Below are 13,198 nucleotides of genomic sequence, written 5' to 3'. Positions count from 1 at the left end.
CCTCCCCCGGGTCGTGCGCCGCCTGCGCCAGGCGGTGGTGCGGCGGCGGGGCCCCCGCCCGGGGGCCCCCGCCCCCGCCCCGCCCGGGGGGGGGGCGGCGGGGGGGGCCCCGCCGGGAGGTGTCCGGATCAGGGCTGCGCGGTGAGCCGGAAGCTCTGCGCGGCGGAGTTGTCGCAGGTGCGCTGGACGAGCTGGACCGAGTTGGTCGCCGCGGTCGTGGCGACGGTGAGGCACTTGCCGCTGTGCCGGGCGACGAAGTGCTGGGCCCCGCTCGCCTCCGCGACGGGCCGCCACTGCTGGTTGCCACCGCCGCCGTAGGTCCACAGCTGCAGGGGCGCGTTGTCGGCGGTGGAGACACCGGTGACGTCCACCACCTGGTCCGGGTTGTTGCGGGCGGCCAGGCGGACGTAGCCGCCGTCGGTGGCGGTGAGGCGGAAGTGCTGGGCGGTGGTGCCGTTGCAGGCGTACTGCTGGATCGCGGTGCCGTTCGCGGTCGCGGCGGCGCGGGCGTCCACGCACAGCCCGTTGGCCTGCGACGTCAGGCTGTACCAAGGGTCGGTGGCGACCGGCGCCCGGCCCAGCCACTTGAGCGCGTCGATCAGCATCCGGTTCTGGGTGGCGGACGCGAAGGTCGAGGACGTGCGGGTGTTGGTGGAGTAGTTCATCGCGTTGTGGCCGAAGTTGGCGTACAGCATCCGGTACTGGGTGTTCGTCCACACGATCGGGTAGTCACCGCTGTACCAGGACTGGTTGGGGTCGGTGCCGAGCGGGAAGCTCGACGGGTCGACCGAGGCCAGCACCTTGATCGACGGGTTGGCCCGCAGGTTGTTCGACCACGCGTACCACTCGCTGACCGCCGAGGTCCAGGTCGGGGGCAGCGAGGCCGCGGCGGGGTGGGAACCGTTCTCGGTGCGCAGCACGGCGGTGGTCGGGCCCCAGGTGTTGGATCGGAAGTTCCCGCTGCCGAGGAACTGGTTGTAGTACCAGTCCCACTCGGAAGCGTTGGTGGTGAACGCCGAGACGTGGAAGCCGAGCCAGGCGCCGCCGTTGCGCATGTAGCGCTCGAAGCCGGCGCGCTGGGCCGCGGTCTGCGGGGCGTCGTCGAGGAACAGGACGACGTTGTACGCGTCGACGCCGCCGTTGGCGAGCAGGTCCCAGTTGGTGGTCGCGGTGTAGCTGAAGTTGTTCGCCGCGGCCGTCTTCGGGAACCAGTCGTTCGCCTCCTTGTCGAAGTCGATGTGGGCGGCGTCCCAGGTCCCGTTGTAGAACGCGATGACCCGGAAGTCCGGTGTGGCGGCCGCGGCGCGGGTGGCGGGCGCCACGGTGCCGAACAGCAGGGCGACCAGGGCCAGGACGGCCGGCAGGAGCCGTTCCAGGCCGCCGATGGTGGGACGCAGCGGTCGGCGTCCGCCGGCCGGGTGGGGGTGGATGGGCATGGGGGTCCTCTCGACAGGCGTGCGGGCTCGTCGGCGGGGCGAGGGCGGTGGGGCGCCGCAGGGGGCTCGTGGCCCGGCGGGTCCTCGCCCGTCTGAGCCGGGAACCTAAAGGTCTGGACCACAGCCGTCAAGACCCTGCGCGTTCGCCTCTTGAAAGCTCAACTCGCTTCACCTGCTGTGTCCGTGACTGTTCGTCGAGTTCTGTCTCGAAGTCTTGACGCCGGGTCGGAAGCGCTGTTGACTCGGTCCATGCCCGCCCGGAACCGGTTCCGGGGATGGCCTGCCGGGAGTGCTCGTCGGCGAGCCGACGCGGACGGGGAGGCGGCAACTGTCGCCCCGTGTTCGAGAAGTGACTGATGCAGTCGCTCCCGGTGGCCGAAGGCGAAGCTGCCGAGATGCGGGCGCCGGGCGCCGGGCGAGGGTGGCCGGCTGCGGTGCCGACGGTGTGTCGAATACTGGTGCGATGGACAGCACCTCTATCCGAGACTCCTACGACGCGGTCGCGGACGTGTACGCACAGGGCTTCACCGCGGATCTGGCGTCCAAGCCGTTGGACCGCGCCATGCTGGCGGCCTTCGCCGAGCAGGTGCCGAAGGGCGGTCGGGTCGCCGACGTGGGCTGCGGACCCGCCCAGGTCGCCTGTTTCCTGGCCGATCTCGGAGTTCCGGTCCTGGGCTTCGACGTGTCACCGGCGATGGTGGACGTGGCTCGGGCGCGGAGGCCCGGCCTGGATGCGCGGGTCGGGTCGATGCTCGACCTTCCGCTGGGCAGTGGAGAGCTGGCCGGTGTCGTGGCGTTCTACTCGCTGATCCATCTCCGGGCCGAGGAGCGGACACGGGCCTATGAGGAGTTCGCCCGGGTGGTGCGGCCGGGAGGTCTCGTCCTCGCCGCCTTCCACGCGGGCCATGAGGTCCGGCACCTGGACTCCTGGCTCGACCGACCGGTCTCCCTCGACTTCTACGCTCTGCATCCCGACGAGGTGGCCGCGGGGCTCGCTGCTGCCGGATTCGCGGTGGAGGCGACGCTGGTGCGAGGGCCGTATCCGGGTGAAGCGGACACCGAGCGTGCGTACCTGCTGGCGCGCAGGTCGGAATGACCCCGGTGGCGAATCCGTAGGCGCCGCCCGTGCCGCCGCGTGAACCTGCCGTCGCCGCATCAGCCCAGTGAGGCCTCGTACTTTCCGGCTTGGGCGTCCTTGGCCGACAGGGTGGTCTTCCCCCGGTGGGACACCTCCACCTGGTAGGAGCCCGGCCCCACCGGTACGCCGGTGACCCACACGCTGAACCGGCAGTACAGGCCGACGCGCATGCCGGCCGCCAGCGACCCCGTCGCGACGGCCCTGCCCCCGCCGTCGTACACCGTGACGGAGGCGCCCTCGCGGATGTCCTCGTAGCCGCCCGTCCCGGCGCAGGGGCCGGAGGTGACGCTCGACTGCTTGAGGGTCAGATGGCCGCTCAGGGCGAACGTGTTCGGCGCCGCCGCCGGCGACCCGGACGTCGGTGCGGCGGGCTCGGCGTCCTCCCCGGACAGGCCCCGGGCCAGTCCGACCGCGGCGGCGGCCACGACCAGACCGGTCACGATCGCCAGGGGGACCTTCCAGGCCGGACGGCGACGTGCCGGTACCGCGTCAACGGGCGGGGTGTCGGCGACAGCATGCTCCTCGGTCATGCCCGGCAGCATTCCAGGACGGGCCGGGGGAGGAGGGAGGAACCCGGAATCGTGACCGCAGCAGGCCTGAGCAGGCCCTGTGGCTGTGGCTGTGGCTGTGGCTGCGGCTGCGGCGGCGCATGCGGATGGGTGCGGTGCCCGGACCTGGCGTCGGTCGGGCACCGCACCCATCAGCGGGGAGGCTCAGGCTCCGGGGGAGCGGCGGCGGAGGGAGTAGGCGCCGATGCCGAGGCCGCCAGCGAGGAGCGCGGCTCCGGTGGCGAGGCCGCCGCCGGAGACGGCGAGTCCGCCACCGCCGGTGTGGACACCGCCGTGCGGCTTCTTCTGGTCCTGCCAGGGGACCTCCTTGGCGGACTCCTCCTTGGCCTGCTCGTGCTTCGGGGCCTCGCCCTTGGTCTCCTCCTTCTTGCCGTCGTCCTTCTTGACCTCGGGGCTCTTGGAGTCCTCCTTCTTGGGCTCCTCCTTCTTGGGCTCCTCCTTCAGCTGCTCCTGCACCGGTGCGGCCGGTGCGGGGGCGGTCGGCAGCGCCGGGGCGTCCTGCCAGACCCGCTGGTCGTCGACGGCGGTGCGGTTGGAGGGCTGGGGGTCGGCGTGGGCGGCGGGAGCGGCGAGGGCGAGGACGGCGGCCGCGGCCGCGGCGGCGAGGAGGGGGCGTTCGAGACGCATGGGGGGATGTGTCCTTCCGGGGTGGCGCACGACTGCCGACCTGTCGCCGGCGGAGGGTTCGTGGCCGCACCTCCCCCACGTTCGGTCAGCGGGGCGGGGTGTGCCACCGGCCAGGTCCTTCCGGAGGACTGGCGGTCCGTCAGCCATTGGGGTGGTTCGGGGAGCTCTCCCGGGCGTGTCGGTGAGGGGAGGGCGTCGGGCGGGGACACATCTGCGCATGGTGTCTGACCATCGGATTATCGGTCGACGGCTGCTGCTGAACGTAGCGGGCGTCACCCTGCTCTCCGCCGCCACCGCCTGCGGCTCGTCCCCGTCCGAGCGGGGCCCGTCCGCCGGCGACGGCCCCGCGGCGAAGGCCGTCAACGTGCCGAGCCCCGCCCTGGCCCCGCTGCCGTCGACCGCCCCACCGTCGGCCGCCCCGTCGTCCGGGGCTCCGCAACCGGCCGTGCCACCCGTCGGCACCGCGCCGCCCGCCGCGGCGGCCCGGCGCAACGCCGCCGCCCCGCTCTTCTCGCTCGCCTCCGACGACAAGCTCGTCGCCCTGACCATCGACGACGGCCCGGACCCGGTGTACACGCCGGCCGTGCTCTCGATCCTCCAGCGCTACGGTGTCCGGGCGACCTTCTTCCTGGTCGGCGAGAACGCCGTCAACCGTTCGGCGCTGGTCCGCGAGATCGCCCGGCAGGGCCACCACCTGGCCAACCACACCTGGAGCCACCCCGACCTGCGCGGCCTCTCCGAGGCCAAGGTCCGGGACGAGCTCGAGCGCACCTCGGACCTGCTGCACGCGGCCACGGGCAAGCCCGCGACCTGGTTCCGCGCGCCCGGCGGGGACTGGTCGGACGTCGCGCTGCGGGTCTCCAACGAGCTCGGCATGCGCCCGATGGGATGGTCGGTGGACCCGGTCGACTGGGCCCGCCCGGGTACGTCCCGGATCACCACCAGGGTGCTGGACGCGATCCGGCCCGGCTCGATCGTCCTCAACCACGACGGCGGCGGCGACCGCTCGCAGACCATCGCCGCACTGAAGACCTACCTGCCGGTCCTGATCGACGAGGGCTACCGCTTCACCGCGCCCGCGTGAGTCGACGCCCGGATCGTCGCCACCGTTCATCACGTTCTGCGCACGACTGCAACCCAATCCCTCCTTCCGGTGTCCAATGGGCCGGAGAGGTTCGCACTGGTGCTCGCTCATCGAATCTGAGGGGGATTTCGATATGCGTCGCGTTGGGTCCGCTGCTGCCCTGGTGTCCGGGCTGCTCCTGGTGTCCGGCTGTTCCGGGGCCCCGCATCCGGCGGGGGGCGCTCACGGTGATGCGGTGACGCCGAGGGCTTCGGGGTCGGCTTCGGCGTCGGCCTCGGGCCCGGCTTCGGCTTCCGCCCCGGCCGCGGCTCCGGCGGCCACGATCACGGTGGCGTTCGCGGGGGACGTGCACTTCGAGGGGCGGACGAAGGCCCGGTTGAACGTGGCGCCGCCGCAGCAGGCGCTCGGCCCGATCTCGAAGCAGCTGGCGGACGCGGACCTGTCGATGGTCAACCTGGAGACCGCGATCACCGACCGGGGCGCGCCGCAGGCGAAGGCCTTCACCTTCCGCGCCCCGGCCCGTTCGCTCAAGGTGCTGCAGGACTCGGGTGTGGACATGGTCTCGCTCGCCAACAACCACGCCGTGGACTTCGGCCAGGTGGGGCTGACCGACTCGCTGGCGGCCAAGGCCTCCTCGCCGATCCCGGTCGTCGGCCTCGGCAAGGACGCCGAGGAGGCGTACGCGGCGTACGTCGCGGAGGTCAAGGGCGTGAAGGTCGCGGTGCTGGCGGCCAGCCAGGTGGACGAGGAGACCAACAAGAACTGGCGGGCCGGGGCCGGAAAGCCGGGGATCGCCTCGGCGCTGGACGAGGCCGCGCTGCTGGACGCGGTGGCACGGGCCAAGGCGCAGGCGCCGGTGGTCCTGGTCTACCTGCACTGGGGACAGGAGACCAATCCCTGCCCGACCGCCGCCCAGACCTCCCTCGCCAGGAAGCTGGCGAGTGCCGGAGTCACCGCCGTGGTCGGCACGCACGCCCACACGCTGCTGGGGTCGGGGATGCTGGACTCCACGTACGTGGCGTACGGCTTCGGCAACTTCCTCTGGTACAACTCCAGCAGCGCCGGCGGCACCGAGACCGGGGTGACCACGCTGACCATCACCGCCGGCAAGGTGACGGGCGAGGAGTTCACGCCGGCCCAGATCAACGGGCAGGGCGTGCCCGTTCCGCACACCGGAGCGCAGGCGGCCGCCGCGGTCAAGCGCCGCGACGGCCTGCGCGGCTGCACCGGCCTCGCCCCGGTGGGGCGTTGAGCCGCAGCGCCGTCATCGTTCGGTGGCGGCGCTCCTGCGGGGGCGTCGCGGATGGATCCGGCGTGACACCGCGAGCCCGAGGAGGAGATAGGCGACGAGGGCGCCCGCGGAGGCGAGGATGATGTCGTCGACGTCGAAGCTGCGCCCCGGGACGAAGAAGTGCTGGAGCGTCTCCAGCAGGGTGACGGCCAGTGCGGCGGCGAGGGTGGTTCGCACCGGCCCGCGCAGGCGGCGGCTGACCACGGGGAGGAGAACTCCGAAGGGTGCGCCGACGAGGGCGTTCCCGCCGACCTGGAACAGCGCCGCACGCACCGACGGGCGGTCCAGGTAGAGGCGGATGCTGCTGCCGGGCGACAGGTTGGTGTGCGCGATCCGCATCGACGCCGCCGACGGTGTGAGCGTGAGCCTGATGACGACGGCCGCGCAGAGGGCGAAGGCCAGCAGTGCGACGACCCGCGCGAGCGATCGTGCGGCCACGGTGAGCACGCCGCGCGGGGTGATCGGCCGCCGGTCGGGCGTGGCGCGCCCGGTGGCGGTCTTCGGCGCTGCCGCGGGTGCGGTCGCGGTCGCGGCCTTCTTCCGTCCGCCCGGCGCGGGGCGCCGCCGGGCGCTGCGTACGGTCAGGTCGGTGGCTACTGTGACGGCCTGCCGCGGCGTTCTCCCCATCGTTCCTCCCCGGAGTCGGCAGACGTCTACCCCACAACGTCCGCATCACACTCGCGACGTGACCGCGGGTCACCCGGGCCGGCCGGCCTGGAACCTGCTCAACGCCCAGATGACGAGCAGGTCGATGGCCATCGCGGGGATCGACCACAGCGGGTAGTACGGGATGAACATGAACTGGGTGACCAGGCTGATCGCGGCCGTCACGATTCCGGCCCACCGGCCCCAGCCCCAGCCCGCCAGCACCGCCACGCCGGCCGCGGACAGTCCGGCGCCGATCACCACGTGGATCCAGCCCCAGGACGTCAGGTCGAACCGGTAGGCGTATCCGGCCGCGGAGAACAGGCTGTCGTGGGCGATTCCGGCCGCGCCCATGAGGATGCTCAGGGTTCCGCCGACCGACAGCGCGATCCCCGCGAACATCGATGGACCGCTGAGCGCCCGTACGGGTGGCTCTCCGGCTTGACCGCTCCTGCTGCGGGGTTCCTGCGTCATGTCCGTCACCCTCCTTGCCGGTGCGAGCACGCTCGTACATCACCCTCTTCGGGCAGTGTCACACGCAGGCGCGGGTGCGGCGACTGTTCACGGTCTGCCCCTCAGGCCCCGGGCCGGCGGGCCGGTGGCGGCGCCCCGTACACGGTGTCCAGGAGGCCGCGGGCGAAGGCGTCGAGGTCGTCGAGTCCGGCCGCTGCCCGGGTGGCGGGGCTCTCGGCCACCAGGTGGGGGAGGACGGCGTGCAGGGCCATCGTGACGGTGGCGGCGCGCTGCGGGGTCACGGGCAGGCCCGCACTGCGCTGGGCCTCCTCGAAGTACGTGAAGTCGGCGGCCGCGAAGGCGTCGAGGGGTGCCGCCAGCCACGGGGTCCGGGTGGCCTCGCGCTGCAGTTCGAGCAGGGCGAGCACCCGTACCCGGCCCGGTCCCCGGACGTGGTCCAGGAGGGTGCGCAGCATGGCGGCCAGGCCGGCCCGGTCGACGGGCGCGGGCCGGGGGACCGCTTCGTACAGCTCGACGATGCGCTCCGCGCTCGCCCGGAGCAGTGCGTCCCTGGTGGGGAAGTAGTTCTTGGTGGTGCCCGGGGGTACGTCCGCGGCGGCGTCCACGGCCCGGTGGGTCAGGCCCCGGCTGCCGGATTCCGCCAGTACGCCGATGGCCGCGTCGCGCAGGCGATCCCGTCGTTCCTGATTCACGTTCCCAAAGTACCCCATCCGTGGTACCACAGATGTAGTACCACGGATGTGGTGGTTCGGGACGAGTGTCGAACGGGGAGTGGGTCCGATGGCGGTGGGCTACCTGGTGACCGTGGTGTCGGCCGGTGCGATCGCGGTGCTCTGCCTGCTGCCCGTCCGGTTGCCGGGGCCGCTCTTCCACGTCGGCTACCGGCTCGGGCTGGTCTTCAACGAGCTGCCGTTCCTCGCCCTCTACGGGCTGGCCGCCTCGACGGTGCTGGCCTTCGCGGAGGGGGACATCGCCACCGGTGCCGACCGGGTGGCCGTCGCCCTGGCCGGGGTCGCGGCCGTCGGGTTCGCGGTGGTGGCGCGGCGGGGGATGCGGACGGCGCCCGTGGTGATGCTCGCCCTGGACGAGGCGCTCGGCTCCGGCACGGCGAGGAGGCGCCGGCCGCCGCTGGCCCGCATCCTGCTCCGGCCCGTCCTCCGCCGACGCCGGGACGTCCGGCGGGTGGGCGACCTCGGCTACGGCGGTGCGGGCCGCCGCAACCTGCTGGACGTCTACCACCACCGGTCGCGCCCCGGGGGCGGACCCGTGCTGATCCACTTCCACGGCGGCCACTACGACGGGGGCCGGAAGAACACCCAGTCGCTGCCGCTGCTCCACCGGCTCGCGAGCCACGGCTGGGTCTGCATCAGCGCGAACTACCGGCTGCGGCCCGCCGCCTCCCACCCCGACCACCTGATCGACGCGAAGCGGGTCATCGTCTGGGCCCGCGAGCACGCCGCCGAGTACGGCGCGGCCCCCGGAGCGGCGGTGGTCGTGGCGGGGAGTTCCGCGGGCGCGCACCTGGCGGCGCTCGCCGCCCTCACCCCCAACGACCCCGCTTACCAGCCCGGGTTCGAGGACGCGGACACCTCCGTCACCGCCGCCGTCGCCCTGGGAGGCTACCTCGGCGCGTACGTCGACGGGGATCCCGCGACCTCGCCCGTGAACCTCGTCCGCGCGGACGCGCCGCCGTTCCTCGTCGCCCACGGGGACCTGGACGAACTGGTCGCGACGGAGAACCCCCGGGCCCTCGTCCGCGCCCTGCGCTCGGTCTCCGCCGCTCCGGTCGTCTACATCGAACTCCCCGGCGGCCACCACGCGTTCGACCTCTTCCACTCGTTCCGCTTCGAGGCGCTCATCGACGGGATCGAGGACTTCGCCGGGTGGGTGACGGGTCGGAGCGGGGCGCCGTCCGGGAGCCGGTGACGCGGACTCAGTCCCGGCGGACTCAGTCCCGGTCGGCGCGCAGCCGGGAGAGCGCGGTCTCCAGGGCCCGGTCGGCCGGCTCCGCGACGTCCGGGACGACGCCGACGCCCTCCCAGTTGGTCCCGGTGATCGGGTTGATCGAGCGGGCGGTCGGGACGGTGACGGTGATGTGCGGGGTGAGCGCGAAGCGGTCGGTGGGGTGGGCGCCGCCCCGGGTGGTCTCGCCGATCAGGGTGGCGCGCTTGTTGGCCTGCAGGTTGTAGGCCAGCTCCTCGCCGCCGGAGAAGGTGAAGGCGGCGGTCAGTACCGTCACCGGGCGGTCCAGGTAGCGGGGTGCGGGCAGGTGCGGGTACGTCCAGAACTGCCGGGTGGAGTCGGTCTCCCGGTCGTAGATGTCGTTGAGGTGCAGCTCGTCGTCGGGGAAGAAGAAGCTGCACCACAGGGCGACGCCGTTCGGCGAACCGCCCCGGCAGGTGCGCAGGTCGATCACGAGGGCGTCGGTGTGCGCGACCAGCTGCATCGCGGCGCCGATCGCCTGGTGGCCCGGTCCGGCGTCCGGGATGAACGTCAGGTCGAGGTAGCCGATGTTCCCGTCCAGCTGCTCGACCCGGCGAATGCCGTAGTTCCCCCGGCGGTAGACCTCGGCCCAGCGCGCGGCCTCCTCCTCGGGGGAGTCCTCCTCCTCGACCGGCACCGCCTCCTCGCTCCACAGCAGGCGCAGGTGCTTGTCCGGCCGGACCTCCTGGAGGTGCCCGGTCACCGCCGCGCACAGCTCGGGCCCGGCCAGTCCGTCGTACTCGCCGTCGGCCGCGCGTCCGCGCAGCGCCTCCTCGATGGCGGCGGTCAGCTCGGGGAAGACGTACCGGTCGTTGATCTTCGTCAGGGCTGCGTCAAGAATCTCGTTGTTTGAGGTCACGGGCGCGGATCCTACGGTCCGACCCGCGGACTGACGAGTGGTTTTCCGTTCGGCCCGCAGGCGGTCAGAGGGTGTGGACGATCTTCTCCTGGCGCATCAGCCCCTTGAGTTCCCCGTCCGACAGCGGGTGCAGGGTGTCGAGGAGGCGACGGAGCCATGGTTCGTCGTCGGGTGTCCGGGTGGTGACGTCCACCTGCACGTCCCGGTGGCGGCGGGTGAGGGTGACCTGGACGCTGCCGGAAGGGTCGCGGGCGACCTTGCGCAGGTCGCCGTTCGGCTCCACCGCGCAGGTCACGCCGTCCCTGGGCGGCGGGCACCGGAGCGTGAGGGTGGGCGGATGGCGGACCGTGAGGCTGACCTGCCGTCGGAGGTCGTACTCGCCGACGGGCCGGTACTCGATCCGGAAGTCGTTGCCGGCCGTGGCGCGCAGGACCTCCATGCCGGGCGGCGCGTCGCCCGCGTACAGCAGTTCCTGGTGCTGCCGGTACCGCGCGACCTCGGCCTCGAACCGCCGCTGCTCGACGTGCGACAGGACGAGGCCCGCGTACGCCACGGCGGCCGCCAGCACGGCCGCCGCTCCCAGGCGGACCGGGCGGCTCGGTACGAAGAACGCGGCGGCGAAGGCGTACGGAGCGCCCGTCAGCGCGATCCGGGTGCCGGCGCTGCCCAGGTCCACGTGGCTGGAGCAGGCCGCGACCCCGGTCAGGACGCCGAACGTGCCGAGGGCGAAGACCGGCAGCGCCCGGCCGAGGATCCCTGTCGTGGTGTCGTACCGCGGGACCGTGCCGCGCAGCGGCAGGTGCGCCACGGCCAGCAGGCCCACCGCGGCGGCCACGCCCAGGGCGAGGACCAGGACGGCCGCAGCGCCCCCGCCGCCCCAGGCCGCGATCACCAGGCCGAAGCCGAGCGCCGGCACCGCGGCCGCCATGGTCGCCCAGACCAGGAGGAGGTGAGCGGCCGTCAGGATCCTCCCACTACTGCTCTTCACAGCGGGGAGCATGTCAGCCGGGGCCCGGCGGCACATGAGCAGCGGTACTCAGAACCGCGCGGCCGGGCCGATTCAGGTCAGGATCTGACCTGAACGGCGCCTACTGTCTCGCATGTCGACGGACGACACCTCACGAAGGCGGAGAGACCATGACCGAGACCACCACCACCCGCACCCCGGCCCTCACCGGCGAGCGCGCCGACCTGCTGGAGCAGCTCGGCAAGGCGCGGTTCTTCCTGCGCTTCACCGCGAAGGAGCTGACCGACGCGCAGGCCGCGACGCGCTCGACCGTGAGCGAGCTCTGCGTGGGCGGGCTGATCAAGCACGTCACCGGGGTCGAGCAGGCCTGGGCCGGGTTCATCCTCGAAGGCCCGTCGGCGATGCCGGACTTCACCGCCATGACGGAGGAGGACTTCGCCCGCCGCCGGGACGGCTTCGAGCTGCTGTCCGGCGAGACCCTGGCCGGTGTCCTCGCCGACTACGCCGAGACCGCCCGCCGTACGGACGAGCTGGTCGCCACCCTGCCGGACCTGGACGCCGCCCACCCGCTGCCGAAGGCGCCCTGGTTCGACGGCGACGCGCAGTGGTCCGCCCGCCGGGTCTTGCTCCACATCATCGCCGAGACCGCCCAGCACGCCGGCCACGCGGACATCATCCGCGAGGCCCTGGACGGCGCCAAGAGCATGGGCTGACACCCCGTCACGCGGTCGACGGGCTCAGGCCGGGACGAGCGCGTCCCACTGGTCCCGGGTCGGGCCGTCGTGCGCCGGGGAGAAGTCGGGGTGGGCGGCCAGCCAGTCGGTGACCGCCTGGTCCACCTCCTCGGTGCCGTAGGCCTCGTCCGCCGGCTCCAGGAGGTGGCGCACCCGGGCACGGGCCCGCATCACGACCGGATTGTCGAAGGCGCAGTCGGCCCGGGCGGCGGCCCGTCGGTCCGAGGACGGCGAACTCCCGTCGAGGCGCTGCTCGTTGCCGCGGTCGGCCGTCACCTGCGCGTCGAACCAGGGGCGCAGGGCCCGGACCGTCCAGGCGTGGTGGGCGGCGGGGTCCGCGGCGACCCGGTCGGCGTGGGTGGCGAGGTGCTGGGCGGCCAGCAGGCCGAGGGCCACGCCGTGGCCCAGGGTGGGGTTGGTGTGGACGAGGCTGTCCCCGGCGTTGACCAGGCCCGTGACGACCGGTCCCTCGTCGTCGACGAGGGAGGTCCAGCGGTTGTCCAGGCCGGCCATCGCCAGGACCGGTGTCTGCGGCTCGGGGTCGAGTCCGAGCCAGGCGGCGGGGGCGGGGAAGCGGCGGGCGGCGGCTTCGAACACGGCGGGGTCGAGGAGGGCGCTCCGGGTCGGGTCCTTCGTCGAGAGCACCAGGCTCACCGCGAAGGTGTCGTTGTCGGAGGGGAAGACACCGGCGAGCGCGAACGACGCGGACGACCCGGTCTTCACCCGCCCGGGGTCGCGCGGGCCGTCGGCGCGCAGCCGGTACCAGCGGCACAGGTACGCGATCCCGGCGCGATGGCTCTCCACCACCGGCGGGCGGCAGCCTGCCGCGGCCAGCCAGCCCGGGACCGGCGAGCGGCGCCCCGACGCGTCGACCACCAGGTCCGCCGGGTGCGTCCGCGTGCCCGCCCGCACGCCGGTGACCCGGGCGGGGCGGCCCTCCGCGAAGGTGAGGGCGTCCACCCGGCTGCCCCGCCGCACCTCGACGGTCGCCTCCCGCCGCACGGCCGCGGTCAGGGCCGCCTCCAGCACGATCCGGCGGGTGCGCAGGGTCACCAACTCCTCGTCGCCGGCCCGGTGCGGCGGATGCTCGCCGAACCAGTCGAAGTCGTGATACTCCCGGGCTCCGCGAGCCAGCAGGTCCGCGTAGACGTCCGGGGCCTCGGCGCGCAGCACGGTGCGGACGGGTGCGAGGAACGAGTGGGGATGGTTGGCCTGCGGGACGCGGGGCCGCTTCCAGTCGAAGAAGTCGAGGTCGGGGTCGTCCCCGGCCTGCCGGGCGTCCTGCTCGAACAACGTGACCGGATGGCCCCGCCGCCCGAGCATGAGCGCCGTCCCCAGCCCGCTGATGCCCCCACCGATCACCGCAACCCGCGCCATCGAACTCCCCTTCG

The 13,198-nt window shown here is 73.3% G+C and carries 14 protein-coding genes; 5 read left to right on the top strand and 9 right to left on the bottom strand.

The features are described 5' to 3' along the window. Positions 1 to 128: 128 nt before the first annotated feature. Positions 129 to 1,436 carry a ThuA domain-containing protein gene (locus ACGFX4_RS31865; RefSeq protein ID WP_393081793.1) on the bottom strand — a complete coding sequence of 436 codons (1,308 nt, stop codon included), beginning with the start codon at positions 1,434 to 1,436 and terminating at the stop codon, positions 129 to 131. Between the two features lie 463 nt (positions 1,437 to 1,899). Here ACGFX4_RS31865 and ACGFX4_RS31860 point away from each other — a divergent pair, with 463 nt between their 5' ends. After that, complete coding sequence (locus ACGFX4_RS31860) at positions 1,900 to 2,532, top strand: class I SAM-dependent methyltransferase (protein ID WP_393081791.1); 633 nt, start codon at positions 1,900 to 1,902, stop codon at positions 2,530 to 2,532. Between the two features lie 59 nt (positions 2,533 to 2,591). Here the strand turns inward: ACGFX4_RS31860 and ACGFX4_RS31855 are convergent, their stop codons facing one another. Together ACGFX4_RS31855 and ACGFX4_RS31850 are read right to left on the bottom strand one after the other, a co-directional pair. Beyond that, complete coding sequence (locus ACGFX4_RS31855; protein WP_393081788.1) at positions 2,592 to 3,104, bottom strand: hypothetical protein; 513 nt, start codon at positions 3,102 to 3,104, stop codon at positions 2,592 to 2,594. A gap of 183 nt (positions 3,105 to 3,287) precedes the next feature. Next, positions 3,288 to 3,770, bottom strand: coding sequence for a hypothetical protein (locus tag ACGFX4_RS31850; protein ID WP_393081785.1), 483 nt, complete (start codon positions 3,768 to 3,770; stop codon positions 3,288 to 3,290). Between the two features lie 217 nt (positions 3,771 to 3,987). On the opposite strand from ACGFX4_RS31850, the gene ACGFX4_RS31845 reads away from it, so the two are divergent. Both ACGFX4_RS31845 and ACGFX4_RS31840 read left to right on the top strand, forming a co-directional pair. Next, a complete protein-coding gene (locus tag ACGFX4_RS31845; protein ID WP_393081782.1) occupies positions 3,988 to 4,854 on the top strand; it encodes a polysaccharide deacetylase family protein in 867 nt (288 codons plus the stop codon). A gap of 328 nt (positions 4,855 to 5,182) precedes the next feature. Further along, positions 5,183 to 6,106 (top strand): CapA family protein, encoded by a 924-nt coding sequence (locus ACGFX4_RS31840; RefSeq protein WP_393081780.1) that lies wholly within the window; start codon positions 5,183 to 5,185, stop codon positions 6,104 to 6,106. A gap of 12 nt (positions 6,107 to 6,118) precedes the next feature. Here ACGFX4_RS31840 and ACGFX4_RS31835 read toward each other — a convergent pair whose 3' ends face one another. The 3 genes from ACGFX4_RS31835 to ACGFX4_RS31825 form a co-directional block, all read right to left on the bottom strand. Further along, on the bottom strand, positions 6,119 to 6,772 hold the full coding sequence (locus tag ACGFX4_RS31835) for a VanZ family protein (RefSeq protein ID WP_393081777.1): 654 nt from the start codon (positions 6,770 to 6,772) through the stop codon (positions 6,119 to 6,121). 69 nt (positions 6,773 to 6,841) lie between these two features. Continuing rightward, on the bottom strand, positions 6,842 to 7,264 hold the full coding sequence (locus ACGFX4_RS31830; RefSeq protein WP_393081774.1) for a hypothetical protein: 423 nt from the start codon (positions 7,262 to 7,264) through the stop codon (positions 6,842 to 6,844). A gap of 101 nt (positions 7,265 to 7,365) precedes the next feature. Next, positions 7,366 to 7,956: a TetR/AcrR family transcriptional regulator gene (locus tag ACGFX4_RS31825; protein ID WP_393081772.1), complete on the bottom strand. Its 591-nt coding sequence runs from the start codon at positions 7,954 to 7,956 to the stop codon at positions 7,366 to 7,368. Between the two features lie 88 nt (positions 7,957 to 8,044). Here ACGFX4_RS31825 and ACGFX4_RS31820 point away from each other — a divergent pair, with 88 nt between their 5' ends. Beyond that, positions 8,045 to 9,190 (top strand): alpha/beta hydrolase, encoded by a 1,146-nt coding sequence (locus ACGFX4_RS31820; RefSeq protein ID WP_393081769.1) that lies wholly within the window; start codon positions 8,045 to 8,047, stop codon positions 9,188 to 9,190. A 22-nt stretch (positions 9,191 to 9,212) separates the two neighbouring features. Here the strand turns inward: ACGFX4_RS31820 and ACGFX4_RS31815 are convergent, their stop codons facing one another. Beyond that, entirely contained in the window at positions 9,213 to 10,106 is an 894-nt protein-coding gene (locus tag ACGFX4_RS31815; RefSeq protein ID WP_393081766.1) for a S41 family peptidase, read from the bottom strand. Positions 10,107 to 10,170: 64 nt separating this feature from the next. Further along, a complete protein-coding gene (locus ACGFX4_RS31810) occupies positions 10,171 to 11,094 on the bottom strand; it encodes a hypothetical protein (RefSeq protein ID WP_393081763.1) in 924 nt (307 codons plus the stop codon). A 149-nt stretch (positions 11,095 to 11,243) separates the two neighbouring features. Between ACGFX4_RS31810 and ACGFX4_RS31805 the strand changes: the two genes are divergently transcribed. Beyond that, on the top strand, positions 11,244 to 11,786 hold the full coding sequence (locus ACGFX4_RS31805) for a DinB family protein (protein WP_393081761.1): 543 nt from the start codon (positions 11,244 to 11,246) through the stop codon (positions 11,784 to 11,786). A gap of 24 nt (positions 11,787 to 11,810) precedes the next feature. On the opposite strand, the gene ACGFX4_RS31800 is transcribed toward ACGFX4_RS31805, so the two are convergent. Beyond that, positions 11,811 to 13,184 (bottom strand): FAD-dependent oxidoreductase, encoded by a 1,374-nt coding sequence (locus ACGFX4_RS31800; RefSeq protein ID WP_393081758.1) that lies wholly within the window; start codon positions 13,182 to 13,184, stop codon positions 11,811 to 11,813. Between the last annotated feature and the right edge of the window lie 14 nt (positions 13,185 to 13,198).

The organism is Kitasatospora sp. NPDC048365, assembly GCF_043200835.1.
GTDB classification, from domain to species: Bacteria; Actinomycetota; Actinomycetes; order Streptomycetales; family Streptomycetaceae; genus Kitasatospora; species Kitasatospora terrestris.
This window is presented reverse-complemented; position numbering and strand designations above follow the sequence as displayed.

Coding starts and splice junctions, on each gene's coding strand:
- ACGFX4_RS31865 (WP_393081793.1), bottom strand. CDS start 1,436: ATGCCCATCCACCCCCACCCGGCCGGCGGACGCCGACCGCTGCGTCCC.
- ACGFX4_RS31860 (WP_393081791.1), top strand. CDS start 1,900: ATGGACAGCACCTCTATCCGAGACTCCTACGACGCGGTCGCGGACGTG.
- ACGFX4_RS31855 (WP_393081788.1), bottom strand. CDS start 3,104: ATGACCGAGGAGCATGCTGTCGCCGACACCCCGCCCGTTGACGCGGTA.
- ACGFX4_RS31850 (WP_393081785.1), bottom strand. CDS start 3,770: ATGCGTCTCGAACGCCCCCTCCTCGCCGCCGCGGCCGCGGCCGCCGTC.
- ACGFX4_RS31845 (WP_393081782.1), top strand. CDS start 3,988: ATGGTGTCTGACCATCGGATTATCGGTCGACGGCTGCTGCTGAACGTA.
- ACGFX4_RS31835 (WP_393081777.1), bottom strand. CDS start 6,772: ATGGGGAGAACGCCGCGGCAGGCCGTCACAGTAGCCACCGACCTGACC.
- ACGFX4_RS31830 (WP_393081774.1), bottom strand. CDS start 7,264: ATGACGCAGGAACCCCGCAGCAGGAGCGGTCAAGCCGGAGAGCCACCC.
- ACGFX4_RS31820 (WP_393081769.1), top strand. CDS start 8,045: ATGGCGGTGGGCTACCTGGTGACCGTGGTGTCGGCCGGTGCGATCGCG.
- ACGFX4_RS31805 (WP_393081761.1), top strand. CDS start 11,244: ATGACCGAGACCACCACCACCCGCACCCCGGCCCTCACCGGCGAGCGC.
- ACGFX4_RS31800 (WP_393081758.1), bottom strand. CDS start 13,184: ATGGCGCGGGTTGCGGTGATCGGTGGGGGCATCAGCGGGCTGGGGACG.